Raw genomic sequence first — 25471 nt, 5'->3', positions numbered from 1 at the left:
TTAGTCGTTAGTTTTTAATTGTTTTATGGAGTTGTATTGGCTACTTGTAATACTTTTCCATTGAATACCTTACTACCATTAAGGGCAAAATCGGCAATGTAGCGTGCCATTTGCTGTGGGGTGATATTAGCTTTATAATCAGGGAAGGCTTCAGTGAGCATTTCGGTCTGTACCGCACCTAAGGCTAAAGTATTGAAAACGATACCGCGCTCTTTGTATTCTTCGGCTAAGAGCTCCGATAAGGTAATAAGAGCACCTTTAGAGGAGCTATACGCTGCCAAACCGCTAAACTTCAAACTCCCTTGCACACCTCCCATACTGCTAATACTTACCACGTGCGAGCCATTCCTCATAAAAGGCAATACTTTCTGAGTGAGTTGCGCCACTCCGAACACATTCACCTTATACACTTCTAAAAAGTCAGTTTCAGTAAGTTGTTCAAAGGGTTTATTGATGAGTTTTCCTGCGTTATGAATGAGTATATCCACGCACTGCCATTGTTGCAAATAAGTGACTACCGTTTGTATGTCTTCTGTTTTTGTAATATCAAAAGGGAAACAATGCACATTAGGCAATTGCAGTGCCTCTATAGTAGCAGTATGCCGCGAAAGGGCTAAAATGTTATGCCCTTCCGCAGCCAACTGTTGTACCAGCGCAAAGCCTATACCTCTGCTGGTTCCTGTTATGATGATGTTTTTCATATTATCCTAAGAGATGTGTTTCTCCTACAACATACAAAACAAGGTATCCTATCACCATACTGATAAGCCCTACGATAAGCCCCATTTTTAGCATATCGTTCTGTTTTACTAAGCCTGTAGAGTACGCAATGGCATTCGGAGGCGTAGAAATAGGTAAGCACATCGCTGATGATGCTGCTAGAGCTATTCCAATAAGCACTGTAGAGGTACCCCCTATTGCGCTTAGGTTTTCTCCCATTCCTTGACAAATAGTTACCAAAATAGGAATTAACAAAGCTGCCGCAGCAGTATTGGAAATAAAGTTGCTGAGAAGATAACAAATAAGTCCTGAGGCAATCAATACTATTATAGGCGACCACGACCCAAATGGAATGGTATCAATAGCAAGTTCGGCTAAGCCCGATTCATTGATACCTAAACCTAAAGCGAAACCTCCTGCTACCATCCAGATAACACTCCAATTGATGGACTGTAGGTCTTTGGCGGTAATCACGCCTGTTGCTGCAAAAATACCCATAGGCACTAAGGCAACGGTATTGGCATCAATGCCTGTTAGTTCACTGGGGAGTAGCCATAAAAGAATGGTAACGATAAAAGTGCCACTTACTACCCACATACGCCAACCTTGGTGTACTTTTCCTAAAATATGTAAGTTAATTGTTTTTTGAGTAAAAGGGAAGAATTTTAATATAAGTCGCCACGAGATGAAGAGTAACAAAAGTACCAATGGGAACATAAACGACATCCATTCGCCGAAATCAACGCCCATATTCAGTCCTTTGGGGTCGTTGAGAGCTTGCAGAGCAATAGCGTTAGGAGGTGTACCGATAGGGGTAGCCATACCGCCCAAGTTAGCAGCAATCGGGATACTCATCGTGAGTGCGGTACGTCCTTTGCCACTTGCAGGCAATGCTGCAAAAACAGGTGTAAGGAAAGTGAGCATCATAGCTGCCGTAGCAGTATTGCTCACAAACATTGAGAAAATACCCGTAATGAGCAGGAAACCCAATAACACATTCTCGCTTTTATTCCCAAACGGACGTATCAAATTCTTGGCAAGCAAGACGTCTAACCCCGATTTGGTGGCGGCAATAGCCAAGAAAAAACCACCTAAAAAGAGTATAATTACAGGGTTGGCAAAGGTAGCCATAATCTCTTTACTGCTGAGTAGTTTTCCGAAAATCTCGTTCTCTTCTCCTTTAAAGAAGAACAGACTGTGGTTAGAAACCGTTAAACACATTAGAGTGATGATACCCAGCGAAGTAGCCCACGAAGAGATAGCCTCACTAATCCACATAAGAGTGGCAAACACAAAAATAGCGATAATTCGCTGATGTACGACCGTTAGTCCGCTAATATGAAACATTTGAGTAGGTAAATTCCACACTACAGCGGTTACAATCACTATACATATCAAAGCGATAAGGTGTTTTTTTTCAAAGTGATTGGTCATTACATTTTCTAATTCTTTAGACATAATATTTTGGTAAGTTTAAAAAGTTATTTGCTATTTAACAAACGAATGGCAAAAGTACAAAAAAAGAATAATTCATCAAAGAAAAACAATGGAAATTTCATAACAATTATACAAACATACTTAGCATAGAGTTTCACCGAACAATAAATGAAAGAAGAACGAACCTACAGTGGGTCTACAGTGGGTCTACAGTGGGTCTACAGTGGCTCTACAGTGGGTCTACAGTGGGTCTACAGTGGGTCTACAGTGGCTCTACAGTGGCTCTACAGTGGCTCTACAGTGGCTCTACAGTGGCTCTACAGTGGCTCTACTCTATATGAGAAGCGAATACAAAGACTAATTTACTAATTACTAAATCGGCGAATAAGCTTTATTAACTCGTCCGAAATTCCCAATTTAAGAAGAAAAAATAGACTGACTCCCCCTACGAGTAATGATTTTAAGCTGATATTTACAAGAGGGTGAAACGGAAAGTCCCAAAAGAAGAAACCTCCTATGGCTACGATACCAAAGAGGGTGGTCTGTAACGTTTCTTTATAAAAAGGCTGTAAGTTGTATTTGCGATACACAAAAACCGACTTGAGTAGGTTATATGAACTAAAAGCGATTAGGGTTGCTAATCCCGCCCCATTGATGCCGTAAAGCGGTATGAGCCACATATTCATTAAAACAGTGCCTATGACCAAAAAAACACCCAAAAACAGTACGGTACGATAGTAAGGTGAATTGAGCAATACCGCATTATTGAAGCCTACTAAGGCGTCCGATAGCTTTACTACTGATATTATGACAAGCACCGTGAGTCCTGTGCTGTAATCCTTATCGGGCAGAAGAACGTAACACTGCTGGGCATTCACGATGATAAGCACACAAATCACCATACTCACAAAATAAGTGTTCACAGTGCTGCGCTTATACAGGTCGGATAGCTCTTTTGGCTTGCTTTGATTCATAAATTGTGCCGTCAGTGGACTCACAATCTGGTACATACTCCTATACGGAATAGCAATCACCGTAGCTGTAAAAATGGCTACATTGTAAACCGCTATTTCGCCAATGGGCAAGTATTGGTTCAGCATAAACTTATCAATATCCATCAATACGGAAGCTACTGATCCCGATAAAATCACAAAAAGGCTGTACAAAAAGACTTCTTTCTTGTTCTTAGGCAATCCCCAAGCAAATTGCGGTCGGCGTACATAGAAAGCGAAAACGAACATCAAGAGCATACGCAAGGCATACACCCAAAATACACCCCATATCAGTTGGTGAAAGTCGATGAGCTGGAAATAAATGGCTAATAGCAGGAGCATCACCCCTACCCTATGGAATACCTCTTTAAGGAAATTGCCAAAGACAGTTTTTAGCTGTACACGCGTCCACGCATAAGCAATTTCAAAGTAAGCCATCGCTATGGAAGTGAGGAAGATGAGAAAAACGTAATCGCGTACTTCTTCGTTTTTAGCCGAAAGCCATTGCGCAATCTGTTCGTACCCAATTACTCCGACAAAGGTGGCAGGAACAATGATGAGCAAAGGCAAAAAGCAAAGCATTAGGTTGAATTGCGCTTGCTCTTTCTTATCTCGATAAGCGGTATAATAACGCACCAAGGTATTGTTCACCCCAAAGGCGATAAGAGGGGACAGAATGGTGGCAGTGGAAGTAACATAACTCACTAATCCGTACTGAGCTTTGGAGAGGAAGTAAGTAAACAAGAAAAGGGTGTTCAGTGCCCCTATGGCAAACCCTAAATAGGTAGCCACCACATTCTTAAACGATTGACGGAGCACTATTCCCATAAACTATTGTATTTTAAAGTTGAATTTGTGTTCAAAAAACGACTGCCACTCGGGTGCGTGTTGTAAGCCTAAGTGGTAATAATGAGTAGCTTCCTCTAAATCGTCTAATCCGTAATAAGCCAAAGCAATACGATAGTAATTCTCTAGCTCGTGTGGGTAGATTTGCACTATATCGGCAATGATAGATAAGGCTTCTCGGTATTTTTGAGAGAGCAATAGTAGGTCAATCCATTCGATGAGGGTAGTATAGGAATAATCGCCGTTTTGTACCGCTTTCCGATAGCCGTATTCTGCTTCTTTTAGGTTCTGAAAGTGATAATAATTCAGCTCGGCATAACGGCGCCAATAATAAGGCTCATTAGATTCAAAAGTAAGTACCTTTTTAATGTATTTTAGAGCCTTAGCGTGATTATGACGCAAGTAATGGAAGTCAGCTAAGGTAATCCACGCTTTGTCTAATTGAGGATCTTCGTGTATAGCCCTGAAATAATACTCTTCTGCCTTGGCATCATTACGCATTTTCTCATAACAACGCCCAATGTGCAGATAAGCTAAAGCCGAAGGGTCGTCTAACGTAAGAGTAATCTTATAGTTTTCGATAGCTTTTTCGTAATCTTCCATCATTTCGAGCACACGAGCTTTCTCGAAATAAGCCCCCGTGAAAGTATCGTCGCTGATGATAGCAAAATCAAAACAACGCAAGGCATTTTTATGGTCGGTAATGGATAGATACAGCTTACCGAGGTAATACCAAGCAACTTCACAATAAGGATTTTGGTCTAAGTAAGTGTTTAGAAAGTCGGTTGCCTCTTGCACTTCCCCCAACACCTCATAGCAGAACACCAACTGTTGGAGTGCGGTATAATCCTGAGGGTCTTCTTTCAAACATTTGGTAAAATACTTTTTGGCATTGGTATAATCCTCCGTATAGAGGTATTCCATTGCCATTAGGGCATAGATATTCGAAACGTCATCGGTAAGTGTGATGGCGTATTGTAGCAACTCAATAGCGCGATGATGTTTGTTCATTTTAGAGTACAAATTAGCCTGTTGCACGTGCACTTCAGCATTCATAGGTTCTATGAGCAACAGTTCATTGAGGAGTTCCGAAGCCTCTTCTAAGCGGTCTTCAAACACCAATTGTTCTGCATTTAGCAATTTAAGTGATGAAGCATCGGGGTGCTGAGACAAACCGATTTCCAAGGCACGTTTCGCTTTGCTAATGCGTCCGTATTCTAAGTAATATTCTACGATTTCTTCAAATTCATCAACGTCGAAAAAGAGAATGTTATTCTCTTTGAGCATCAATTCGAATTTGGTAACCGCGTAGTTTTCTTCTTCTGGTAACATCATTTTAGTTAAGAGGTTTTTTGGCAATCCTCTATTTTTAAGTTCGCTATTTTTTCTCTTTTACGCCTATAAAAATATCTACTTCGGAAGCATCTCCTTGCTGAGACTTCTCGGAGTAGCACTCATAGTCATATATATAAGTGCGATTGAGTGTGGCGTCGTTGTCCCAGATATGTTGCCACATCGCCCCTACTGCCTGAGGCATTGCGCCTTTGGCTACAAACTTTTGAAAGGTTTGTTCAGGGAATTCCCTGCCCTCTAAGCCGTCGGGAATCGTGCTGAGCGTGGTAACTTCCACCCCTATTATACAAGTGTAAGGCTCGGTATAGTCCTTTTGGTAATCAGTGTAGATGCCGTAAATGGCATCGCTTATCTTATTGGGTATTTTTGCCAAAAGTTGCTCGCTAAAAAAGCGTTGCCAAAGGTTTCCGATGTCTTGCATCGCCTGTCCGTTCTGATTCGTTGTGCGCACACTGATTCCTATGATTTTCATTTTCTTATATGATTAATTCTTTGTCGTTTTCCCTCGTTTAGTTTTTTCTATAATTATAGACATTTTGGATTTTTAGAATTTATCTTATAAAATCTTTACCTATTTCCTTTTTAACGGTATTAAAAATTTCAGGGTTATTCATTTCTTGCCAATTGTATTTTAAATACTTAGTTCGGTCAAAGTTATTGTTTTTCCTCATATAAATCCAAATGAAATCTTTATCACATATAACTATTCTATTGGCATTTAATCTAAGAGCATACGATTGTGCTTGCTGAAAAGTTTCTTCTAGCTCTGCATTAGATTTGATATAAAACTTTGTTTCTAATATCATTTTGCCTCTCTCATAACCTTTTTTGGTTTCAGCAAAGAACACATAATCAGGAAAATTGCGCTCTCCTCGTCCCATTCTTACAGGAAGCTGTCGAACCCAATCTTTTTCTGAATAATTGAGGTCGTTCAAAAAAGGTTCTACTATTTTGAGTTCTACTTCTCGTTCGTTTTTGCAATCTTTATTAGGAGCAAAATTGGCAGATGAGAGTTTAGGTAACTGAGAAATATCCTCTCCTTTTTGTTCTAGTATTTCTAAAATACGTGTATAATCTTCATTATGAAGTCTTGTACCATTCACTCCTTGAAAGTTCTTACGAACAATTGGAAGTTCTTTCAAGTGTTCATCTGTTTTTATCTCAGTAAGAGTAATAGGTTTAATATGTTGGATATGTCCTATATGTGTTTCTCCATAATACCAGAAAAAAGGGTCACGAATACCATCGGTGACTGCTCTACAAACAAATTCTATACTACTTTTGGGCGAAAGACAATACATAAGGATAATATCACCTTTTACTGCATCTTCATTCCCTGACCAAAAGGCAGTAGTATCAGCTTTTGCTTCACTTAGAAATTTGTAATCTCCATTTTTTACTCCACCTCCTGTTATCCAAATATTAGTAGGTTCAGGTAAAACCTCTTCTTTCTCTTTCCCGATAAATTTAGGAGCAAAATCATAAAGAAAAGCACATAGTTCAAATATGGTAAGATTATTTTGTTTTCTAAATTCATTCCAAAGTTTACAAAATTCTAAGTAGTATAAAGCTCTTTCTCTTTTGTCTTTTCTTAGAGGAACTTTTGGCAATTCTACATTAAAGGTATCTGCTATTTTCTGTAGTTTAGCAAAATTTAATTGAAAGAAGTAGGGGATATAAAAATCTTCATCCTCATCTTTATAGTTGAAAAGACTTAATGATAAAGGTTCTATGTAAGAAATAATAAAATCATAACTTTCTGGGGGAAATATGAGAAAAGCTTCCTCTTCTTCTTCATCAAATCCTTCTAATCCATTGTCTAAAAAATATAAATATAAATCTTTAATTTTTACATTTGGAGGAAAAACAGAAAAACTAACAAAGGTATCTATAATATCAATACAGCACTCCAAATCTTTATTTTTTTCCTCTACAAATTTTAAAAGAATATCATCTAGAAATCCTTCCTCAAAAAGCTTAATCACTTCTTGCCCTTCTTTGCTCTCTTTATAGTTGTTCCAAATGAATTGATTTAGTTCCATATGGTTTTATTTTTTGGTTTTTACCTCAAAACACTCTGGCAAAGCTCATTTTTATCACCTTTTTGTACAATAACCTTTGCCAAAGTGCTGTGATTAACCATTAATCATTAACAATTAATCATTGTTTATACATTTTTTCCCTCAATTCCTGAATATTCTTGTCGTCCATATACTCATCAAAGGTCATATAGCGGTCGATAATGCCACTAGGGGTAAGCTCGATGATACGATTGGCGACGGTTTGCGAAAATTCGTGGTCGTGGGTGGTGAAAAGCACGGTGTCTTTGAAGTTTTTCAGCGAGTTGTTGAAGGCGGTGATGCTCTCCAAATCCAAGTGGTTAGTAGGTTCGTTGAGCATAAGCACATTGGCGCGCAACATCATCATACGGCTGAGCATACAGCGCACTTTCTCGCCTCCTGAGAGCACTTTGCAGTTTTTGAGAGCTTCCTCGCCACTGAAAAGCATCTTGCCCAAGAACCCGCGCACGTATACTTCCTCGCGCTCTTCCTCTGTTTTCGCCCATTGGCGCAACCAATCCACCAAAGAAAGGTCTTGAGTGAAGAAATCGGAGCTATCCACCGGCAGGTAAGACTGCGAGGTGGTAATTCCCCACGCAAAGGTACCCGCATCGGGCTTGAGGTTGCCGTTGAGAATCTCATAAAAGGCAGTGGTAGCACGTGAATCCTTAGAAATCACGGCTACTTTGTCGTCTTTGGCAAGGTTGATGTCTACATTTTGGAACAATACCTGTCCGTCGATAGAAGCAGCGAGGTTTTCCACGTGTAGGATTTGGTCGCCAGCCTCGCGGTCGCGTTCGAAAATGATGGCAGGGTAACGACGAGAGGACGGTTTGATTTCCTCGATATTGAGTTTCTCCAACATCTTCTTACGAGAGGTTGCCTGCTTTGATTTTGCCACGTTGGCACTAAAGCGCGCGATAAATTCTTGCAACTCTTTGGCTTTCTCTTCTGCTTTTTTGTTCTGCTGGGCACGCTGACGGGCTGCCAACTGACTACTTTCGTACCAGAAAGTATAGTTACCCGAAAAATGGTTGATTTTTCCGAAGTCAATATCCGAGATATGGGTACAAACGGCATCAAGGAAGTGGCGGTCGTGAGAAACGACAATCACCGTATTGTCATAGTTTGCCAAAAAGTTCTCCAGCCAGCTGATAGTCTCGAAGTCGAGGTCGTTCGTAGGCTCGTCCATTATGAGTACATCGGGGTTGCCAAAGAGGGCTTGTGCCAAAAGTACCCGCACCTTGAGCTTGCCGTCCATTTCGGACATCATAGTGTAGTGCATATCTTCGGTAATGCCTAAATTGGAAAGCAGTGCAGCGGCATCACTCTCGGCATTCCATCCGTTCATTTCATCAAACTGTATTTGTAGCTCACCAATGCGTTCGGCGTGCTCATCGGAATAGTCGGCATAGAGGTCGTCCATCTCTTTTTTGACTTTGGAGAGGACTTTGTTGCCCATAATCACCGTGTCGAGCACAGTATAGTCGTCATAAGCGTAGTGGTCTTGTTCGAGCACCGACATACGCTTGCCCGGTTCGAGGATCACACGTCCCGAAGTAGGTTCTTGCTTGCCAGAAAGGATTTTTAGGAAGGTAGATTTGCCTGCTCCATTGGCACCGATGATGCCGTAGCAGTTGCCTTGTGTAAAGGTTACGTTTACCTCATCGAAGAGGACGCGCTTGCCGAATTGTACGGATAAATTGGATACTGATAACATTGTTAATGATTAATGTTTAATGATAAATGACTATTTGTTTTTGTAATGACCATAAGCAGTCGCTAAGACCACTAACTTTTTTTCTTCAAAGATTTCATAAACAAGCCTATGCTTGTCATTGATACGCCGAGAATATACAAGGCGTTCTCCCTTACCTTTGAGACGCTCCACCTTGCCCGTTCCTGTTGTCGGGTGTTGCTTTATTTCTTCGATAAGGTTAAGTATTCTCTCAACAATTTTTTTCTGTCCTGAACTTATATGCTTTGCCATATCTTCAGAAAAAACCTCTGTTTCTTCCAAAGAATACGTTTCTAATTCTTCCATTATTACAAATATTTAGCTCTAAGTTCTTCTATAGTAACTTTAGTTCTTTTGCTTTTCATAGAGCGGTCTATTTTTGCAAAGAACTCTTTCTCCGCCATTTCTGTATCATCTTTTTTTTCTTCTTTGATGATTCTAATGTCTGTGGCTTTAAACTTTTTCAATATTTCCTCTATAATAGGAAAATCTATTGCTTTTACATTTGTTTGAAAAGTTATTGTTTCCATAAAATAATGTTTTAACGTTTTATTAAATATCTACGGTAAAGATAACATTGAGCTCTTTGTCTAAAGCGTTTTTATAGAACTCTAAAAGTCCTTCGCTCCAGTCTAAAAGAAATGTAAGATTATCCTCATCTTTTGGGAGGGTATATTCCTCTTCGGGGATTTTATCAAAATTGTTTTTAATAGTTTCTTGTAGGTTATTGGTTTCCAGATAAGCTACAATATCTTTGATAACTTCGGGCTTTTTGAGCGAAATAACATAGTCATTGTGGTCTAAAATCAGTTCCCCACCGAAAACAACATTGTATGGTACTTTGTTTTCTTCATTCCACGTGCCTTTCCCAAGACAAAACTGAACTCCTTCCCACGCTTTGTTAATCTCAAAGCCTTCAGAAGTATTAAATAGTTCTTCTTCTATTTCTTCAAGCATATAGTCGTACATCTCGTCTATATCTTGCGCTTTTAATTGTTCTAACGCTTCATCAGTAATAGCGTAAAGCATTCCTAATCGTGCCATAATGTATTGTTTTAAAGTGCAAAAGTACGGAATATTTGTGAGATATGAAAATAATAGCAATTGTATAGAGAAGTTATTTCTGAGCTGTTACAATAACCGCCATTGAAGTTTTAGGATTGAAAGGTTCTTTTTTGAAGTTGCCGTATAGTTTAAGGTCTTTAAAACCTATTTGAGAGAGCCATTGGGTGAGTTCTTGGGAAAGAATAGGCTGTAAAAGCTCTTCATTGGCAATAGTTTTGTCCAAAACTGTCCTAAATATTACCTTGTTATTGCTATTTAAGTGATAAGAACGCTCAAACTTTACTTTTTCGTTCTCTATTAGAGGCAGGTTACCGAGAAAATTACCTTCTTTCTGGGCAAAATACTTCTCAAAGTTTACCATTTGCAAGATGAGTTTGCCTCCTTGCGTGAGTTGGTTATAAGCTTTTTTAAGAAAAGTCTGCACTTCGTCTTTATTATCCAAATGTGGGAGCGTGTTCCCAATGTTGATAATGGTATCGAACATAGGTAAAGTATCGATAGCAAGCATATTAAGCTCTTGCACTTCAACACCCTTGGCAGTAGCCTGAGCAATAAGTGCTTTACTGAGGTCGATAGCCGTAACATCATAGCCCTGTGCGCGCAGATAGGCGGTAAGGTTGCCCGTACCTGCCCCTACATCAAGAACTGTCTTGCCGTACACTTCGGCATCGAAAAAGACTTTATGTGCAGGCGATAGCGGAAAGATAGCATCGTATTTCTCAGCGATACTATTGTAGAATTGTGACATATTTTTTAATGATAAATGATTAATTGTTAATGATTAATGGAACAGAAACACTTAATTTGTAAATATTTCTGTACTGATGTATCTCCTTTTTATTTGCGATGTTTAAATCGGTATTTTGTTCGAATGAGGGGTAGATGATAAGGCAATCTATCAACCTATTGTCGTCTATTTTTAGGGCTTTATAAACCCTTTCTAAACGCGCATAAGCACTCACCTGACGAATGTCGTCTATCACTCTACTATCTTCATAAACAGTTTTGTATTTGGCATCAATCACCATTTTGTATTCTGGAGTGTTGAGCAAGAAATCTAATTCGGTATAATCAGCTGTAAAATGATAGTGCACCTCTCCCCTACTGCCGAACTGTTCTTGTAGTTTTTTGTATACATATAACTCAAAAAGTTTTGGCATATCTATCCAAAAAGGCGGAATAGCTATTTTTTGTTGGGTTGTTTCGGTGATATTATACGAAAAACGCTTCAAAATCTGCTTTCCGATGCGAATAGCTTCCTCATATTCTTTAAAAAAAGAATTGGTAGTGATTTTTTTGAGGTTTTCTACATCGAGTTCTTCTGAAATCAACTCAAAATGCGGACTACAATACGTAATAAGTTCTCGAATAGACTCGTCATTACCTGCAAAATAATTAGAGTGTGTATTCTTAAAGCTGATGATAAACTGCAAAACTTTCTTCAAAAAGCGATTTTCGAGGCTATCCATTCCAAACTCTTGATACCTACATACGTGGGCTGTGAGTTTGTTCTTAAAAACATTTTGTTTGAGGTGTTTATCTAACTGTATCTTGCCTTTGATGCGGTTATTAAGATTCTCCTCCACCGTGTAGTAGGATTTTTTAAGTCCTTTGCGCACAATACGCTTCAGTAGCAATAGAAATTGCACTATTAGAAAAGGCGTGAGCGTGTCTTTTTGCTGTTCGATGGCAATTAGTGGTTCGTCCCAATAGATTTTGATAAGATTTTGTGTATGTTTGGGGTCGAGCGCCGTAATGTTGAGAAGCATTTTTAGATAGTCGATTTCTGCCCATTCTTCCTCTTGGGTAGGTAAGCCTTCAACAATCTGTTTTTTGTTCATTTTAGGCTCTATATATACGAATTTGTGATGTTTTACCAACCACAAAGCTCCCACGTAATAGCCTGCCTGCAAACACACTTCTTCCTCATTTGTACAACTGATTTCAAAAGGATATATAGAATTTCCCCATTTATCTTTCTTCAATACATACGGACAAATCTTAGGTATTGCTTCAAAGTAAATGCTTCCCTCTTCTTTTTTGATACTATAGGGTTGATGTTCAAGAAGGGTTATTTTCATAGACTAATGTTTTAATTTCTTGCATTTGTTCTTCAATTCTTATATTATCTATGAGTATTCCATCTTTTATGTATTCCAATAGAATAGGCTTGATTTCGTATTCCCAACGAATAGACATAGGCACATCTTTTCCATCGCTGTATTTTTTCTGAATAAAATACGACTGTCCAAGCCACACATCTTCTGGTTTAAATTCGGGTGATAAGGTTTTGGCACGTTTTAATTCAGTATCTGTATTGTTAATATATTCATCATAGTTCTCAATAAAGAGCTTACTTACTGCTTTAAACAAGTTTTTATCAAAATTCTCTTCTAACTCCTTAGGCAACACATTCACAAAGGCAAAACGCCGACGAATGGCATAATCTATATGTCCTACCGAGCGGTCAGCCGTATTCATTGTACCGATGATGTAGAGATTAGGCGGTAACGTGAAACTATTGTCACCATCGATAGCATACATACTCTCCACGGATTCCCCACGATATTCCAAGGCATAGATGAGTTCCCCCAATACTGTTGAAAGGTTCGCACGGTTGATTTCGTCAATTACAAGAAAATAAGATTTCTTCCTTTTGAAATCATTAGCCCATTTTATGAAATAGTCAGTTATAAATTTCCAGCCCCATTTGTGATAGTTTTTATAAAAACTATCGAATTTATCATCTAAATTTCTTTGACAAAATTCTTCAATAGGAATACCTGCTAAATTATGATTGCGTCCACTTAAATATCGCAATTCGTTATTTTGTATAAAATTATATTTAAGTTCTTTCCCTTCATCAAAATGAACTTCTCGCCCCTCTTTCTTTTCTTTTTCAAGAAAATCTCTAAAATTTTCCCATTTAATAGGTTCTTGGAATGCTTTTAAGGCTTTCTCTGCAAACTCAGCTAACACTTTATTTTCAGCTGTATAGACAATGCCCCCACCTGTTTCATTGGGTTGCGCTACAATGCCCCTTACAAAATCTTCATAAGAGTAACTGGGGTGAAACTGAATCAGTTTAAACTGCTCATTACCCTCTAAACTATCATTGTCATTCAAACCTAATAGCTGTTTGGCAATACGCTTGGCTTCACGGGTTTTACCTGTACCTGGAGGACCTTGTAAAATGATTTGGTGCTTGTAATGTAGTAGGTCGATAATCGTAGGCTTAATCGCTTGATTTGTCATATTACTTTCTATTGTTTCAAATTCTACTTTGTATTTCTTTTCAAAAACATATTCCCTGAAATAACTATTATCATAACTTTTAGGATAAGTTTCCTTATCAAGTGCTATCTCTTCTTTGACAGCATTTTTGATATCAGGGTAATATGTTTCAATATGTTGTGGGGTTCCCTGATAATAAAGAAAAGCATTGTTAGGTCTTTCAAACTCTTCCCTTCTCAATTTTGGGATATCTACTTCCCTTCCTGTAATAAAAAGAAATTCTTTGGGACTTACACTTAAACAAATCCTCTTCCCTATGTGATAACGAAGTGATTTTTCATCTAATCTAACACTGAATACTTGATTTTCGGTATCTTCTAATGCTAAATCCTCTATAATATTTCCTAATTTGTAAAAGAAAACAGATGCCCAATGCTTAGGAATCTTATCCAATACGTTTCTAAATGCTTTTTCTGAAGAAGTTGTCATATTCTGGTGCACAATATCCTGAGCCAATAGCAAAGGTTCATCAAAACCTTGTGGAATAAAGTTGCTCGTGAGTTGTTTTAACTCAGGATTGTTAAAATAAGTCGTGATTTCGGTAAGTAACTCAATAAAATGCTCGTATTTGCGTTCTTTTCGAGAAACTTCTCCTAAATACTCACATAACTTAGTATAAATATCCCTTTTATAAAAAGTATACTCATTAGGGAATTTCAGCGTCAGTAAAAAAGAAAGAGTGCGCTCATCAATTTTTGTACTAAAATTTGTATTGCTTTTTTCTTTTAAGTCATCAATAACATTTTCAGTGAAAGTCCTGCATATTCCCAATTTGGTATAGAAATCATCAGCCCCATAAACAATACCCAACAATTCCTTTAATTTCGTTGGATAGTTTTCTCCTAACGCTTCCAATATACCAAAAGGACGGTAATCTACTAAATTGTCCTTTTTCCGAAAAGCCTCTTTAAACATTTCGTAAAAATCACGGGCATTAATATCCCAATGCTGCTCAAAATGTTCTATTGCCTGCCATTTGTACACTTCATCGGGATTAGAAGGCTTTTCTTGTAAGAAACGAATGTAATTGCTTATGAGTGCTTGTATTTTCTCATTCATAGTATTTCGGTTTTTGCGCAACAAAATTACTCAATTTTCTGTATAAACAAAAAGAGCTACCCGATTTTTCATTCAGATAGCCCTTTTAAAAAGTTCTTATTTAGTAGTTAAAAAATCATATAAATCCAATTCTCGAAAAGCCTTATGAAGCAAACGACTCTTATCGTTAAAAGCCTCTTCCATTGATATCATTGTCTCTGAGCGCGACACGCCTTGAATGTCGTCTATCATATAAATAACTTCCTTAGCGTGCTTCACCCCCTTTGTCCTAATTTTACAAAACAGATTGTATTTCCCCGAAGTAATGTGTGCCTCTGTTACAAACGGGATAGCCTCTAATTGTTCCAAAACATACTCAGCTTGATGATTGCGCTCCAAAAAGATACCCACATAAGCAATAAAAGTATATCCCATTCTCTCGTAATCTACTGAAATGGCAGAACTTTTTATAATTTCCAATTCTTCCATTTTTCTTATCCGTACATTCACTGTCCCCGACGATATATCAAGTGCCTTAGCAACATCTATATAGGGTTTTCGTGCATCTTCTATAAGAATATCCAATATCTTAAGATCCATTTCATCTAATCTATATTTTGCCATCTACATTAAGTTTATGAGTTCTTTTTTTTAAAAGCGCAAAGTAACAATGTTTTTTTGTATATTCCAAATTGCAACATACTTTTTAAGTTGAAGTCTACCTATAACCTTTTTTTTATCTCTGCCTTACCTTCAACTCTCCTTCTACTTAGGTTCGTTGTTCCTTCGTTCATCGTTCGTCTTTTGTTCGTTGTAGAGCTACTGTAGACCCACTATAGACCCACTATAGACCCACTGTAGACCCACTGTAGACCCACTGTAGACCCACTGTAGACCCACTGTAGACCCACTGTAGACCCACTGTAGACCCACTGTAGACCCACTGTAGACCCACTCATTGTTCGTCTATCCTATAAGTTTCCTATAAGCTCCATCTAATTAACCATTAATCATTAACCATTCACCATTAATCTATTTTCAATGTCGATAAATCCAAGTGATTTTTAATATAATCTCTATCAATGGCTGAACTTATAAACTTTGATAAAACATCTTCTTTATGTCCGTATTTTTTAGATAAATCACCTATCTCAGCAATATAAGGCACAAACGAGATTTGTTCATTCTCCAAAACTTCCTTATAAAGAATACCTACATCATTACCACAATGAGTGTCGTCTCTTAAAATAATATCGTAAAAAAACTTATCGTTTTCAGGTATACTGAAATAATCTTTATAGTTCACATTTGTAACATCGCAAGTGGCTACATATTGTAGAGCTCTAAATATCGCCATAGCAATATATACTCTCGTTTGTTCACGATTGTAATCATCAGAAAAGTGCCCTGCTTCAAAAAGAATAGTGGGTGTACCTAATTGTGTATACTTATCTCCCGTACAATTGATATTAAAACTATCGTCAAAACGCGCTATCTGATTAGGTATATGGTGCTGTAAAGTGTTATTCATTACTACAATCACTTCCATTGCCTTCTGCCGTACTTCATTAATACTGCGCTCTTCATTATAAGCAGGTGCTAAGAAAGAAACTGTAGCTGGCAAAGGTGTCTGTCCTACACTGAAAATAGTGCGCTGGTCGTGCAGATTAAAGCAATAATCAGGCTGTACAAGTTCATAAGCTTTCCGTAAACACTTGCTCTCAGGTTGTGTAAGTTCATCGGCATCACGGTTAAGGTCTACGCCGTTGTGATTTACACGTGTAAACACTTCAGCACCGTCGGGATTAAGCATAGGAATGCAATAAACACTTAATTCCGATAAGAAATCAGCTGTTTTAAGCTCGTTTAAAACATCGAAAAGCGCTTTGGTAGTAGTTGATTCATTACCGTGCATTTGCGACCACATAAGTATCTTTTTATGACCTTTCCCTACTCTGTACAGGTCAATAGGTGTCCCTTTAACTGAAGTACCTAAGGGTATTACCTCCTCAAAAGGGTATTTATCTAAAAGTGGGGCTATCATCGGATAAGTGATATAACGCCCAAAAAGCTGTTTTTTCATCTGTATATTAATATTTAAAAGCAAAAGTAATAAATATTCATTAAAGTACAACCTGTAATAAAGTAAAAGTTCCCTTATATTTCAGCGTTACATTTGTATCAATTAATATTTACAATTGTAAAACTATCAATAATACTAAATATACTAATCAACGATTATTATGCTCTATAAAAAGACTTTCCTTTCTATTCTGAAATACCATTTTCGTAATGATTATATCCATAGATTATTTTTATAGTAGTTTTATATAATACTATAAACGAATAATTTACGTTGTAATCATAAATAAACACTTTAATATGATGAAAAATATCCTTGTTTATACTTGTATATCTCAAAATATTGATTTACATTTGTGCATTCTTAGGAAAATAAACAAATGTTACAATGTTAAACACATCAGATTTTGCCATTCGCTTACAACAAGTGATGGATTATTACGGTTTAAATGCTGCAGCCTTTGCTGATAGCTTAGAGATTCAGCGTTCAGGGATTTCTCATCTCTTATCAGAACGCAACAAACCGAGCTTGGATTTTATCCTAAAGCTCATCGAAAAATTTCCTGAAGTAGATATGTATTGGATTACACAAGGAAAAGGAAGTTTCCCTCGTAAGGAAGATAAAGAGCTTGCCAGCGCTAAAAAAACGCAACAACCTGACCTTTTCAGTGATATTCCTGAAATAGAAATGCAAGCCCCTACTCCTGCTCCACCTTCTGTTGCAATAAAAGAAAAGCAAATAGAGACAAAAGCTTTACCATCACCCACTAATAAGCATATTAAACGAATTATTTTCTTTTATGAAGATAATCGCTTTGAGGTTTTTGAAAATTAGTAGATTGATAGTAATGAAAAAATCACTACATTTGCACCAATTTTCAATAACATAGAATGAAGAGAGATAATTCGTTATATATAAATGATACGATTGTAGCTTTGGCAACTGCTTCAGGGGTCGGTGCTATTGCTGTAATTCGCTTATCGGGAAAAGAAGCCATAGCCATAGCCGACTCGGTGTTTAAGCCTCATAGTGGAAGATCTTTACTTGAAGCTCCATCACATACAGTTCATTTAGGAACTCTCGAAAGTAAAGACCAAGTAATCGACGAGTGTTTGGCTACTATTTTCAAAGGAACTAAATCTTATACAGGTGAGCCCGTAGTTGAGTTTTCGTGTCACGGAAGTAATTATATCGTAGAAGAAGTTATCAAGCTGTGCTTGGCAAAAGGAGCTCGTTTAGCCGATGCTGGGGAGTTCACCAAACGTGCTTTTCTCAATGGCAAATTAGCACTCAATCAAGCGGAAGCCGTTGCCGATTTGATTGCCTCCGATAGTAAGGCTTCTCATCAGGTAGCATTACAGCAAATGCGAGGTGGTTTTACTTCTGAGATAGAAGGATTACGACAAGAATTATTGAACTTTACCTCATTAATAGAACTTGAATTAGACTTTTCGGAAGAAGATGTAGAGTTTGCCGATAGAACTCAGTTTAAATTGCTTTTAAGCACTATTAAAACCACTGTTTTATCTCTCTTACAATCATTTTCAGTAGGTAATGTACTAAAAAATGGTATTCCTGTGGCTATTGTAGGGAAGCCTAATGCAGGCAAATCTACTTTATTAAATGCCCTTCTGAACGAAGAACGCGCTATTGTATCGGATATTGCAGGTACTACCCGCGATACTATTGAAGAAATGCTTCATATAGGAGGTATTGCTTTTCGTTTTATTGATACCGCAGGAATTCGTGATACTCAAGACCAAATCGAGGCTATAGGCGTACAAAAAGCTAAAGAAAAGATAGAAAAAGCCTCTATTGTGCTCTACTTATTCGATGTAAAAAATAGCTCTACCCAAGAGATTATTTCTTTTGTAAAAGAAAATTACCGCGAAGGAACCAAATTTGTACTATTACACAACAAAACTGACTTATCAACAGAAAGTAATATAACTCTTTTTGATAATGAAATTTTACAATCCTTAAAAGGTTATACTGATACACTACTGAGAATATCAGCTAAAGAAGGAAACAATATTTTAGCCCTTAAAGATTTTCTCTCTCACTATGCTCAAAGTCTTAATAATACAGGTAAAGCAACTATTATTACTAATATCCGCCACTACGAAGCTCTACACAATACCTTACAAAGTATTGAAAGAATAGAGCAAGGATTACAATTACAACTTTCAGGTGACCTATTAGCTATTGATATCCGCGAAGCTCTCTATCATTTAGGCACTATTACAGGAGCTGTAAGCAATGATGAGGTCTTAGGAAACATCTTTTCCCGCTTCTGTATTGGCAAATAAGATATCTTGCTGAATATTATCCTCTTTTTTCTTCTTCCTGAACAACAAATAATAAAAGCAAGTGATAAACCACCCTACCCAAAAGAGATAAAACCCTAAATGAAAGCTCAACTTCATCATTTTGTGTGAAGTAGTTGTGAAGTCAATATAGGTAAAGTAAGCCCCTATTCCCCCTAAAATAATAAGTAAAAAGGCTAATAATCTACTAAACGATACGCTTACTTTTGTTCTAAACAGTTGTAATACAGCAATAAGTACTAACTGTATTACCAATAATAAAAGAGCCGTTTTCCACCAAGTTTTGAAAATGGTATACTCACGGTACATTGTACTTATGCCTATTTTCCCTATAAACGACATTTTGGATATTAAAACCCCAGATATAAGGCTTAATAATGCTTGTACCAAACCAAGTATAGTTACGTTTTTCATAAGTTTATTTCTTTATAATCTTCCAACCATTTTTCTCATTGTATTTCAACTTAAACTTCTGAGTAATAAAGGTTGTATTAGGATACGGGTCTTTACCAAAATTATAAAAAGGTGTTTTCTCTTTATCTAATACTACATTACAAATAACCACCTTTTCTGAGTTCTTCTCAATAGTAATCCCTTTATCATTTAATTTATAAATGATTGTTTTAACATTAGCACTGTTCTTATTCTGTTTCACAAGGTAAGGAAGTGCTTCTTTAGTAAGAGTAGGAGAGATTACATATACACTATCCTTTGAAAACCATCTCTTCCTACTTTTCTCATTATTAATATCAATAAGTCCTTCATCTGCTAATTCCTGTATAGTAATTAGCAAATCTTTGTCTTTAGTACTGTCTAACTTCTGCTTATTGGTATTAAATTTCCCTGTCTCAAATAAAGGGTTCTCTTCTAAATAATCAGCAATAAGGTTAGATACCTCATCTTTACTTATTTGATTGCTCGAATTACAAGCTGTAAAAAAGCTTAAAGCTAAAACTATGAGTGAAAAATAAAACTTCATATATCTAAATTTTTAATTATTATCTTATTAAATACTTGCCATTGCCTCATAAAAGTCGGCTTCGTCTATGCCCATATTCTGGCATACCCATTTGGCTGCTTCTATATAGCCCAATTGTTCAGCACTTGTTTCACCCAAGGGCAATTCGCCCTCGGGGGTAATGAGGTAAGTCTCACCATTATGAGTTTCAAACGCAGGGGTACCATACTCCATCTTGCGAATAGGACTCTCATTATTCCCTACTAACTCATTTAATAGCAGGTCTTCTTCATTGTAAATGAGTATTCCTCCTTTGGTTATTCCTTCTATAAATTGTTTATAAATATCTTTATTTTCTTCTATCATATCGCTGATAAGAGCTACTGTGGGGTGCAACATAGCCCCCTCTTCATTGCCTTCTATAAGCACAAATTCAGTATCAGCAAAATGCACTTGCTTCCCTTCGATAGGACTTTCAAAGTAGTAGCTCACTGGTTGATTACAAAAATCCATAGTGTGAAGCACCCTTGCCAATACTTCTTTTCTTCCTTTGTTACCTGTAATCACTACACGAGTTTTGTGTTTAAAGTATTCGTATAGAAAAGAGGTAGGCGATAGAATATTAAGTCCTAAGTGTTCTGCTTGTAATAGGTCTGGGTGTGTATGCGAAAGATGCGGGTCTACCACCACGTAATCAATTGTAGCCGTCATCTCTTCGGGGAGTGTAGTGATATGATGTCTTTTGTGTAACTCAGCCATTAACGGACGCAAATGCGTACTGGGAGCTACTATAAAATGAATGTTCATAATTTACGAATCTACTAATTTGCTAATTTTGAATATTAAAGACTCCAAAGGCGCTATATCTACTCGCAATCTTCCTTTACCATTTGCAATCTGTAAGGTAGTGTGTTTTTCATTGTAAAGAGCATCGGTAAGCGTATAAGTACCATCGTTTAAGAACCAACTACCCAACAAGTAATCTGGCAACTGCAAGTCAAAACCAAAATAGTCGTGCTCACTAAAATTGCTCACAATCACCCACTGTTCGTCCTCATTGCCTCTTGCAAAACTGTACACCCTATCGTTGTAATACTCAGTATGCTGTCGATTGTATTGGTGCAAATCAATATAAGCCCCATTTACTTTTAAGTTGAGCAATCGCTGGTAGAAATTGCGTAAAGAACGTTCTGTTTCTGATAACTGACCGCCGTCAAAGCGTTTGTTATTCACCCAACGCTGGTGTGCAGGAACACCTATATAATCAAAAATAGACGTGCGCGACGGACTACCAAATCCTGCTACTTCCGCTGCTTTCTCCCCTACTTCCTGACCAAAATACAGCATCACTGGCGACTCGCTAATAAACGTAGAGACTGTCATCGCGGGTTTAGCTTTTTCAGCATATCCCGCAAACTCAGGCGAAGCTATGCGCTGTTCGTCGTGGTTTTCCAAGAAGTGTAACATACGATGTGCAATATCGGCAAGGTTGTGCTGTATAGGGGCAATGGCATCGGTGCTGTGTCCGTGAGTCACAATATTGCGCAAAGTCTCGTAAAGTTGCACTTTGTCGTATAGATAGTCCATCTTGCCTAAATGCAGATAAGGACGATATTCATTAGGATTGTATACTTCAGCCAATAAAAATGCCTTTGGATTTTGGTGCTTGATAGCCGAATTGAGATAACTCCAGAACTCTACCGGTACCATTTCAGCCATATCATAACGGAAGCCGTCTACTCCTTTCCCGAGCCAATACAAGGCTATATCTTTAAATTTTCTCCAAGTGTCGGGTACTGTTTTATCAGCCCAAAAGTGGTAATGCCCTTCACTATCTTCATTCTCAAAGCTTGCTGGTAGTTCAACAAAATCCTTAGTGCCGTCAGGTCGTACCCCGTAGTTGAGTTTTACCGTTTCATACCAGTCATTGCGGTCGGGTTTAGAAGCGCGTGCGCCATTACCCGTCCATTTGGCAGGAAACTCATGATACTCACCATAAATACCCTCAGGCAACTGAAAAGCTTCATTAGGATTGTAATAGAAATTGTTATTTACCGCATATTGTACGGTGGTATCATCGTCTTCGCCAAAACCGCGTGTGCCTTCCGGCTTGGCTATACTCTCATACCGACGCGCCACGTGGTTAGGCACTATGTCCATTATTACTTTCAATCCGCATTGGTGGGTACGGGCAATCAGGTCTTCCCATTCCTCCAAGCGTTGTGTAGGGTCATCGGCAAGGTCGGGGTTTACAGTGTAGTAATCCTTAATAGCATAAGGCGAACCGGCACGACCTTTTACCACTGCAGGAAAGTCGTTGCTGATGCCATAAGCCGTATAGTCGGTAGTAAGGGCGTGGTGTAGCACCCCCGTAAACCAAATATGTGTTACTCCTAATGCTTTGAGTTCTTCAAGAGCTTTTGTAGTAAAGTCAGCAAACTTACCTACACCGTTCTCTTCTATCGTCCCCCAAGGTTTATTAGTGGTATTAGTATTGCCAAAAAGCCTTGTAAGCACCTGATATACTACTATTTTATTATCATTCATTACCCTCATATTCCAAAAGTATTAACCACTAACCATTAATCGTTAACCATTACAAATCGCCCGTACGGCTCGTACCCATAAGCATTAGGTAGGCTTTGAGAAACTCATCTAATTCACCGTTCATTACGCTATCTACATCAGTAGATTCGTAATTGGTGCGTACGTCTTTCACAAGTTTGTAGGGGTGCATTACATAGTTGCGTATTTGTGAGCCCCATTCTATCTTCATCTTTCCTGCCTCTATCTCATCGCGCTTGGCTTGACGCTTTTTGAGCTCTATCTCATACAACTGCGATTTGAGTAGTTGCAACGCCTTGTTCTTATTATCTAACTGACTGCGGGTCTCGGAATTCTCGATAATGATACCCGTAGGGTGGTGACGCAAACGCACAGCTGTCTCTACCTTGTTTACATTCTGCCCTCCAGCACCACTGGAGCGCATCGTCTCAAAGGTAATATCAGCGGGATTAATATCTATTTCAATAGTATCATCTACCAAAGGGTACACGTATACCGAGGCAAAAGAGGTATGGCGTTTAGCATTACTATCAAAAGGTGAGATGCGTACCAAGCGGTGTACGCCATTTTCACCTTTTAGGTAACCAAAAGCGTATTCCCCTTCAATCTCTATGGTAACCGTTTTTACTCCTGCCACATCGCCTTCTTGGAAGTTAAGTGTTTTTACCTTATATTTTTGGTTATTGCACCACATCGTGTACATACGTAGTAGCATCGATGCCCAGTCACAGCTTTCAGTACCACCTGCACCTGCCGTAATTTGCAATACCGCACTCATCGTATCGCCCTCGTCCGAAAGCATATTGCGGAACTCCAATGCTTCAATAGCGTGTAAGGCTTGGGCGTATTGGTGGTCTACATCCTCCGCAGTAGCTTCACCTTCTTTAAAAAAGTCAAGTAGTACTTCTATATCCGAGGTAAGATTTTCGGCTTCCTCATAGTCTTCCACCCATTTCTTTTTAGTGCGAAGCTCGCGCATCACTTTCTCAGCTTCTTTGGCATTATCCCAAAAGTCAGGTGCAAAAGTCTTTTCTTCTTCGTTGCTTATTTCAATGCGTTTGGCATCTACGTCAAAGATACCTCCTTAACGCACCCAGGCGATTCACTAAATCCTTTACTTGTTCGTTGTTTGTCATACTTTTAGGATCTCAGCTTCTTTTACAGCTAATACTTCTTCTACTTTCTTGATGTATTTGTCGGTGAGCTTTTGCACACGCTCTTCAGCTTCTTTCTTCACATCGTCCGAAGCTTCTACCTTTTTAATCTCTTTATTAGCGTCTTGTCGGGCGTTGCGCACACTTATTTTAGCGTCTTCACCTTCACCTTTGGCTTGTTTCACGAGCTCTTTACGGCGTTCTTCGGTAAGTGGTGGTACGGTGATAATCACCATTTCACCATTGTTCATTGGGTTAAAGCCCAAGTTAGCTATTTGGATAGCTTTCTCAATAGGCTGAATCATTTTCTTTTCCCAAGGTTGAATAGAGATAGTACGAGAGTCGGGAGCTGATACATTGGCTACCTGACTAAGAGGTGTTTGCACCCCGTAGTAGTCTACCATTACACTACTTACCATTTGCGGACTCGCCTTGCCAGCGCGGATATTGGCTAAAGCCTTATCTAAGTGTTGCAATGCCTCTTGCATCGCTTCGCTCGTAGTTTCTAAGATAATATTAATTTCTTCGTTCATTGTATATTGTTTTTAATTATTTGTTAGTTGTTAGTCTTCAATTGTTAAAGAAGCGTCGCAATATAACCATTAACCATTAATCATTAACCATTAACCATTAATCATTAACCATTAATCATTAATCATTAACCATTAATCATTAATCATTAACCATTAATCATTAACCGTCGTTCCTACGTTTTCGCCTGCTACTACTTTAGCGAGGTTGCCTTTTTTGTTCATATCGAATACGATGATAGGCAAATGGTTTTCTTGGCTAAGGGTAAAAGCCGTCATATCCATTACTTTGAGGTTTTTATCAATACACTCATTAAAAGAGATATGGTCAAACTTCACCGCATTAGGGTCTTTTTCAGGGTCGGCATTGTAGATACCATCTACACGAGTACCTTTAAGGATTACATCGGCATTGATTTCGATAGCGCGAAGTACCGCTGCCGAATCGGTCGTAAAGTAAGGATTACCCGTCCCCGCTCCAAAAATCACTACGCGTCCTTTTTCTAAGTGGCGTACTGCACGACGTTTGATAAAAGGCTCGGCTATAGCTTCCATCTTGATAGCTGTTTGCAAACGGCTAAAAAGTCCTTCGTCTTCTAAGGCACTTTGTAGGGCAAGCGAGTTGATAACGGTAGCCAGCATACCCATATAGTCGCCTTGCACTCTATCCATACCATTGCTGGCACCAGCTACCCCGCGGAAGATATTCCCCCCGCCAATTACTATGGCCACTTGCACGCCTTGGTTCACTACCTCCTTAATTTCGGCAGCGTATTCTTTTAAACGCGCGGGGTCAATACCGTACTGGCGACTTCCCATAAGGGCTTCCCCGCTGAGTTTTAGTAAAATTCGTTTGTATTTCATATATGAAAAATGTATTTTATCTAAAAAGTCTGTTTTATAACAAATCGTATATACGTACTTATTTTGGGGGCAAAGATAATGATTAATTAACAATTAACAACATACCATTGAGAATTAAATTCGCAAAATGCGTTCTTTTTTTCTTTCATTTTCACTTTGTCCCCCTCTTATTCTTAATTTTTCTTCGTCTTTTCCCTATCTATCCGTGTGGCTCGCACCGTTATTTGTATAAACTTTGCCAAAGTTTCAAATCTTTGGCAATGTTAAAATCCACTAATAACCTTCTTTTTATCTCTGCCTTAGTTTCAACTTTCCTTCTACTTAGGTTCGTTGTTCCTTCGTTCATCGTTCGTCTTTTATTCGTTGTAGACCCACTGTAGAGCTACTGTAGAGCCACTGTAGAGCCACTGTAGAGCCACTGTAGAGCCACTGTAGAGCCACTGTAGA

General features: G+C 38.3%; 27 protein-coding genes. 3 read left to right on the top strand and 24 right to left on the bottom strand.

The window, feature by feature from the left end:
* Nucleotides 1–23: 23 nt before the first annotated feature.
* Nucleotides 24–701, bottom strand: a complete 678-nt coding sequence (locus ACSQ7D_RS05635) for an SDR family NAD(P)-dependent oxidoreductase (protein ID WP_437135189.1) — start codon at nt 699–701, stop codon at nt 24–26.
* A gap of 1 nt (nt 702) precedes the next feature.
* Complete coding sequence (locus ACSQ7D_RS05630; protein WP_437135188.1) at nt 703–2178, bottom strand: SLC13 family permease; 1476 nt, start codon at nt 2176–2178, stop codon at nt 703–705.
* Between the two features lie 147 nt (nt 2179–2325).
* Here ACSQ7D_RS05630 and ACSQ7D_RS05625 point away from each other — a divergent pair, with 147 nt between their 5' ends.
* Nucleotides 2326–2526: a hypothetical protein gene (locus ACSQ7D_RS05625; protein WP_437135650.1), complete on the top strand. Its 201-nt coding sequence runs from the start codon at nt 2326–2328 to the stop codon at nt 2524–2526.
* Here ACSQ7D_RS05625 and ACSQ7D_RS05620 read toward each other — a convergent pair.
* The 14 genes from ACSQ7D_RS05620 to ACSQ7D_RS05555 all read right to left on the bottom strand — a co-directional run bounded on the left by ACSQ7D_RS05620 (nt 2523) and on the right by ACSQ7D_RS05555 (nt 16626).
* On the bottom strand, nt 2523–3977 hold the full coding sequence (locus ACSQ7D_RS05620; protein ID WP_437135186.1) for a lipopolysaccharide biosynthesis protein: 1455 nt from the start codon (nt 3975–3977) through the stop codon (nt 2523–2525). The genes ACSQ7D_RS05625 and ACSQ7D_RS05620 overlap by 4 nt on opposite strands.
* Before the next feature lie 3 nt (nt 3978–3980).
* The gene (locus ACSQ7D_RS05615; protein WP_437135185.1) at nt 3981–5330 is read right to left on the bottom strand and encodes a tetratricopeptide repeat protein; all 1350 of its coding nucleotides are present in this window, start codon (nt 5328–5330) and stop codon (nt 3981–3983) included.
* 43 nt (nt 5331–5373) lie between these two features.
* On the bottom strand, nt 5374–5820 hold the full coding sequence (locus ACSQ7D_RS05610) for a GyrI-like domain-containing protein (protein ID WP_437135184.1): 447 nt from the start codon (nt 5818–5820) through the stop codon (nt 5374–5376).
* A gap of 79 nt (nt 5821–5899) precedes the next feature.
* Nucleotides 5900–7390, bottom strand: coding sequence for a restriction endonuclease subunit R (locus tag ACSQ7D_RS05605; RefSeq protein ID WP_437135183.1), 1491 nt, complete (start codon nt 7388–7390; stop codon nt 5900–5902).
* Nucleotides 7391–7508: 118 nt separating this feature from the next.
* The gene (locus ACSQ7D_RS05600; RefSeq protein WP_437135182.1) at nt 7509–9128 is read right to left on the bottom strand and encodes an ABC-F family ATP-binding cassette domain-containing protein; all 1620 of its coding nucleotides are present in this window, start codon (nt 9126–9128) and stop codon (nt 7509–7511) included.
* A gap of 30 nt (nt 9129–9158) precedes the next feature.
* Nucleotides 9159–9452: a Txe/YoeB family addiction module toxin gene (locus ACSQ7D_RS05595; RefSeq protein WP_002671928.1), complete on the bottom strand. Its 294-nt coding sequence runs from the start codon at nt 9450–9452 to the stop codon at nt 9159–9161.
* A gap of 2 nt (nt 9453–9454) precedes the next feature.
* Nucleotides 9455–9676, bottom strand: a complete 222-nt coding sequence (locus ACSQ7D_RS05590) for a hypothetical protein (protein ID WP_009750482.1) — start codon at nt 9674–9676, stop codon at nt 9455–9457.
* A gap of 22 nt (nt 9677–9698) precedes the next feature.
* On the bottom strand, nt 9699–10190 hold the full coding sequence (locus tag ACSQ7D_RS05585; protein ID WP_009422092.1) for a YfbM family protein: 492 nt from the start codon (nt 10188–10190) through the stop codon (nt 9699–9701).
* Between the two features lie 73 nt (nt 10191–10263).
* The gene (locus tag ACSQ7D_RS05580; protein ID WP_437135181.1) at nt 10264–10959 is read right to left on the bottom strand and encodes a class I SAM-dependent methyltransferase; all 696 of its coding nucleotides are present in this window, start codon (nt 10957–10959) and stop codon (nt 10264–10266) included.
* Nucleotides 10960–10978: 19 nt separating this feature from the next.
* The gene (locus tag ACSQ7D_RS05575; RefSeq protein ID WP_437135180.1) at nt 10979–12292 is read right to left on the bottom strand and encodes a 5-methylcytosine restriction system specificity protein McrC; all 1314 of its coding nucleotides are present in this window, start codon (nt 12290–12292) and stop codon (nt 10979–10981) included.
* The gene (locus ACSQ7D_RS05570) at nt 12273–14564 is read right to left on the bottom strand and encodes an McrB family protein (protein WP_437135179.1); all 2292 of its coding nucleotides are present in this window, start codon (nt 14562–14564) and stop codon (nt 12273–12275) included. The genes ACSQ7D_RS05575 and ACSQ7D_RS05570 overlap by 20 nt, the downstream gene beginning before the upstream one ends.
* Before the next feature lie 96 nt (nt 14565–14660).
* The gene (locus tag ACSQ7D_RS05565; RefSeq protein ID WP_015782926.1) at nt 14661–15167 is read right to left on the bottom strand and encodes an Lrp/AsnC family transcriptional regulator; all 507 of its coding nucleotides are present in this window, start codon (nt 15165–15167) and stop codon (nt 14661–14663) included.
* A 209-nt stretch (nt 15168–15376) separates the two neighbouring features.
* Nucleotides 15377–15502, bottom strand: a complete 126-nt coding sequence (locus tag ACSQ7D_RS05560; protein ID WP_437135649.1) for a hypothetical protein — start codon at nt 15500–15502, stop codon at nt 15377–15379.
* A gap of 68 nt (nt 15503–15570) precedes the next feature.
* Entirely contained in the window at nt 15571–16626 is a 1056-nt protein-coding gene (locus ACSQ7D_RS05555; RefSeq protein ID WP_437135648.1) for a M14 family metallopeptidase, read from the bottom strand.
* A 387-nt stretch (nt 16627–17013) separates the two neighbouring features.
* Here ACSQ7D_RS05555 and ACSQ7D_RS05550 point away from each other — a divergent pair, with 387 nt between their 5' ends.
* Nucleotides 17014–17460, top strand: coding sequence for a helix-turn-helix domain-containing protein (locus ACSQ7D_RS05550; RefSeq protein WP_437135647.1), 447 nt, complete (start codon nt 17014–17016; stop codon nt 17458–17460).
* Nucleotides 17461–17516: 56 nt separating this feature from the next.
* Nucleotides 17517–18935, top strand: coding sequence for a tRNA uridine-5-carboxymethylaminomethyl(34) synthesis GTPase MnmE (gene mnmE, locus ACSQ7D_RS05545; RefSeq protein WP_437135646.1), 1419 nt, complete (start codon nt 17517–17519; stop codon nt 18933–18935).
* Here mnmE and ACSQ7D_RS05540 read toward each other — a convergent pair.
* The 8 genes from ACSQ7D_RS05540 to ACSQ7D_RS05505 form a co-directional block, all read right to left on the bottom strand.
* Nucleotides 18897–19367, bottom strand: a complete 471-nt coding sequence (locus tag ACSQ7D_RS05540; protein WP_437135645.1) for a hypothetical protein — start codon at nt 19365–19367, stop codon at nt 18897–18899. The two genes, mnmE and ACSQ7D_RS05540, sit on opposite strands and share 39 nt — an antisense overlap.
* Before the next feature lie 4 nt (nt 19368–19371).
* Nucleotides 19372–19932 carry a hypothetical protein gene (locus ACSQ7D_RS05535; RefSeq protein ID WP_002671901.1) on the bottom strand — a complete coding sequence of 187 codons (561 nt, stop codon included), beginning with the start codon at nt 19930–19932 and terminating at the stop codon, nt 19372–19374.
* 27 nt (nt 19933–19959) lie between these two features.
* Nucleotides 19960–20718: a Mur ligase gene (locus ACSQ7D_RS05530; RefSeq protein ID WP_437135644.1), complete on the bottom strand. Its 759-nt coding sequence runs from the start codon at nt 20716–20718 to the stop codon at nt 19960–19962.
* Between the two features lie 3 nt (nt 20719–20721).
* Nucleotides 20722–22467 carry an alpha-amylase family glycosyl hydrolase gene (locus ACSQ7D_RS05525; RefSeq protein ID WP_437135643.1) on the bottom strand — a complete coding sequence of 582 codons (1746 nt, stop codon included), beginning with the start codon at nt 22465–22467 and terminating at the stop codon, nt 20722–20724.
* A 40-nt stretch (nt 22468–22507) separates the two neighbouring features.
* A protein-coding gene (gene prfB, locus ACSQ7D_RS05520; protein WP_157446755.1) for a peptide chain release factor 2 occupies nt 22508–23612 on the bottom strand; the annotation gives its coding sequence in 2 pieces (ribosomal slippage) (nt 22508–23551 and nt 23553–23612; 1104 coding nt in all).
* A complete protein-coding gene (gene frr / locus ACSQ7D_RS05515) occupies nt 23609–24163 on the bottom strand; it encodes a ribosome recycling factor (RefSeq protein ID WP_437135642.1) in 555 nt (184 codons plus the stop codon). The genes prfB and frr overlap by 4 nt, the downstream gene beginning before the upstream one ends.
* Before the next feature lie 153 nt (nt 24164–24316).
* Entirely contained in the window at nt 24317–25024 is a 708-nt protein-coding gene (pyrH, locus tag ACSQ7D_RS05510; protein WP_002671891.1) for a UMP kinase, read from the bottom strand.
* Between the two features lie 220 nt (nt 25025–25244).
* Nucleotides 25245–25370: a hypothetical protein gene (locus tag ACSQ7D_RS05505; protein ID WP_437135641.1), complete on the bottom strand. Its 126-nt coding sequence runs from the start codon at nt 25368–25370 to the stop codon at nt 25245–25247.
* Between the last annotated feature and the right edge of the window lie 101 nt (nt 25371–25471).

The organism is Capnocytophaga sp. G1920, from assembly GCF_051417515.1.
Note: the sequence above shows the minus strand (reverse complement) of the source record. Positions and strands in the feature narration are given on the sequence as shown.

What these genes read in the sequence shown, in the direction of transcription:
- ACSQ7D_RS05605 (WP_437135183.1), bottom strand. Translation starts at nt 7,390, where the DNA reads ATGGAACTAAATCAATTCATTTGGAACAACTATAAAGAGAGCAAAGAA.
- ACSQ7D_RS05580 (WP_437135181.1), bottom strand. Translation starts at nt 10,959, where the DNA reads ATGTCACAATTCTACAATAGTATCGCTGAGAAATACGATGCTATCTTT.
- ACSQ7D_RS05595 (WP_002671928.1), bottom strand. Translation starts at nt 9,452, where the DNA reads ATGGAAGAATTAGAAACGTATTCTTTGGAAGAAACAGAGGTTTTTTCT.
- ACSQ7D_RS05575 (WP_437135180.1), bottom strand. Translation starts at nt 12,292, where the DNA reads ATGAAAATAACCCTTCTTGAACATCAACCCTATAGTATCAAAAAAGAA.
- ACSQ7D_RS05535 (WP_002671901.1), bottom strand. Translation starts at nt 19,932, where the DNA reads ATGAAGTTTTATTTTTCACTCATAGTTTTAGCTTTAAGCTTTTTTACA.
- ACSQ7D_RS05525 (WP_437135643.1), bottom strand. Translation starts at nt 22,467, where the DNA reads ATGAGGGTAATGAATGATAATAAAATAGTAGTATATCAGGTGCTTACA.
- ACSQ7D_RS05590 (WP_009750482.1), bottom strand. Translation starts at nt 9,676, where the DNA reads ATGGAAACAATAACTTTTCAAACAAATGTAAAAGCAATAGATTTTCCT.
- ACSQ7D_RS05615 (WP_437135185.1), bottom strand. Translation starts at nt 5,330, where the DNA reads ATGATGTTACCAGAAGAAGAAAACTACGCGGTTACCAAATTCGAATTG.
- ACSQ7D_RS05530 (WP_437135644.1), bottom strand. Translation starts at nt 20,718, where the DNA reads ATGAACATTCATTTTATAGTAGCTCCCAGTACGCATTTGCGTCCGTTA.
- ACSQ7D_RS05540 (WP_437135645.1), bottom strand. Translation starts at nt 19,367, where the DNA reads ATGAAAAACGTAACTATACTTGGTTTGGTACAAGCATTATTAAGCCTT.
- ACSQ7D_RS05585 (WP_009422092.1), bottom strand. Translation starts at nt 10,190, where the DNA reads ATGGCACGATTAGGAATGCTTTACGCTATTACTGATGAAGCGTTAGAA.
- ACSQ7D_RS05635 (WP_437135189.1), bottom strand. Translation starts at nt 701, where the DNA reads ATGAAAAACATCATCATAACAGGAACCAGCAGAGGTATAGGCTTTGCG.
- ACSQ7D_RS05600 (WP_437135182.1), bottom strand. Translation starts at nt 9,128, where the DNA reads ATGTTATCAGTATCCAATTTATCCGTACAATTCGGCAAGCGCGTCCTC.
- ACSQ7D_RS05505 (WP_437135641.1), bottom strand. Translation starts at nt 25,370, where the DNA reads ATGAACGAAGGAACAACGAACCTAAGTAGAAGGAAAGTTGAAACTAAG.
- ACSQ7D_RS05570 (WP_437135179.1), bottom strand. Translation starts at nt 14,564, where the DNA reads ATGAATGAGAAAATACAAGCACTCATAAGCAATTACATTCGTTTCTTA.
- ACSQ7D_RS05555 (WP_437135648.1), bottom strand. Translation starts at nt 16,626, where the DNA reads ATGAAAAAACAGCTTTTTGGGCGTTATATCACTTATCCGATGATAGCC.
- ACSQ7D_RS05550 (WP_437135647.1), top strand. Translation starts at nt 17,014, where the DNA reads ATGTTAAACACATCAGATTTTGCCATTCGCTTACAACAAGTGATGGAT.
- ACSQ7D_RS05620 (WP_437135186.1), bottom strand. Translation starts at nt 3,977, where the DNA reads ATGGGAATAGTGCTCCGTCAATCGTTTAAGAATGTGGTGGCTACCTAT.
- mnmE (WP_437135646.1), top strand. Translation starts at nt 17,517, where the DNA reads ATGAAGAGAGATAATTCGTTATATATAAATGATACGATTGTAGCTTTG.
- ACSQ7D_RS05625 (WP_437135650.1), top strand. Translation starts at nt 2,326, where the DNA reads ATGAAAGAAGAACGAACCTACAGTGGGTCTACAGTGGGTCTACAGTGG.
- pyrH (WP_002671891.1), bottom strand. Translation starts at nt 25,024, where the DNA reads ATGAAATACAAACGAATTTTACTAAAACTCAGCGGGGAAGCCCTTATG.
- ACSQ7D_RS05630 (WP_437135188.1), bottom strand. Translation starts at nt 2,178, where the DNA reads ATGTCTAAAGAATTAGAAAATGTAATGACCAATCACTTTGAAAAAAAA.
- frr (WP_437135642.1), bottom strand. Translation starts at nt 24,163, where the DNA reads ATGAACGAAGAAATTAATATTATCTTAGAAACTACGAGCGAAGCGATG.
- ACSQ7D_RS05560 (WP_437135649.1), bottom strand. Translation starts at nt 15,502, where the DNA reads ATGAGTGGGTCTACAGTGGGTCTACAGTGGGTCTACAGTGGGTCTACA.
- ACSQ7D_RS05565 (WP_015782926.1), bottom strand. Translation starts at nt 15,167, where the DNA reads ATGGCAAAATATAGATTAGATGAAATGGATCTTAAGATATTGGATATT.
- ACSQ7D_RS05610 (WP_437135184.1), bottom strand. Translation starts at nt 5,820, where the DNA reads ATGAAAATCATAGGAATCAGTGTGCGCACAACGAATCAGAACGGACAG.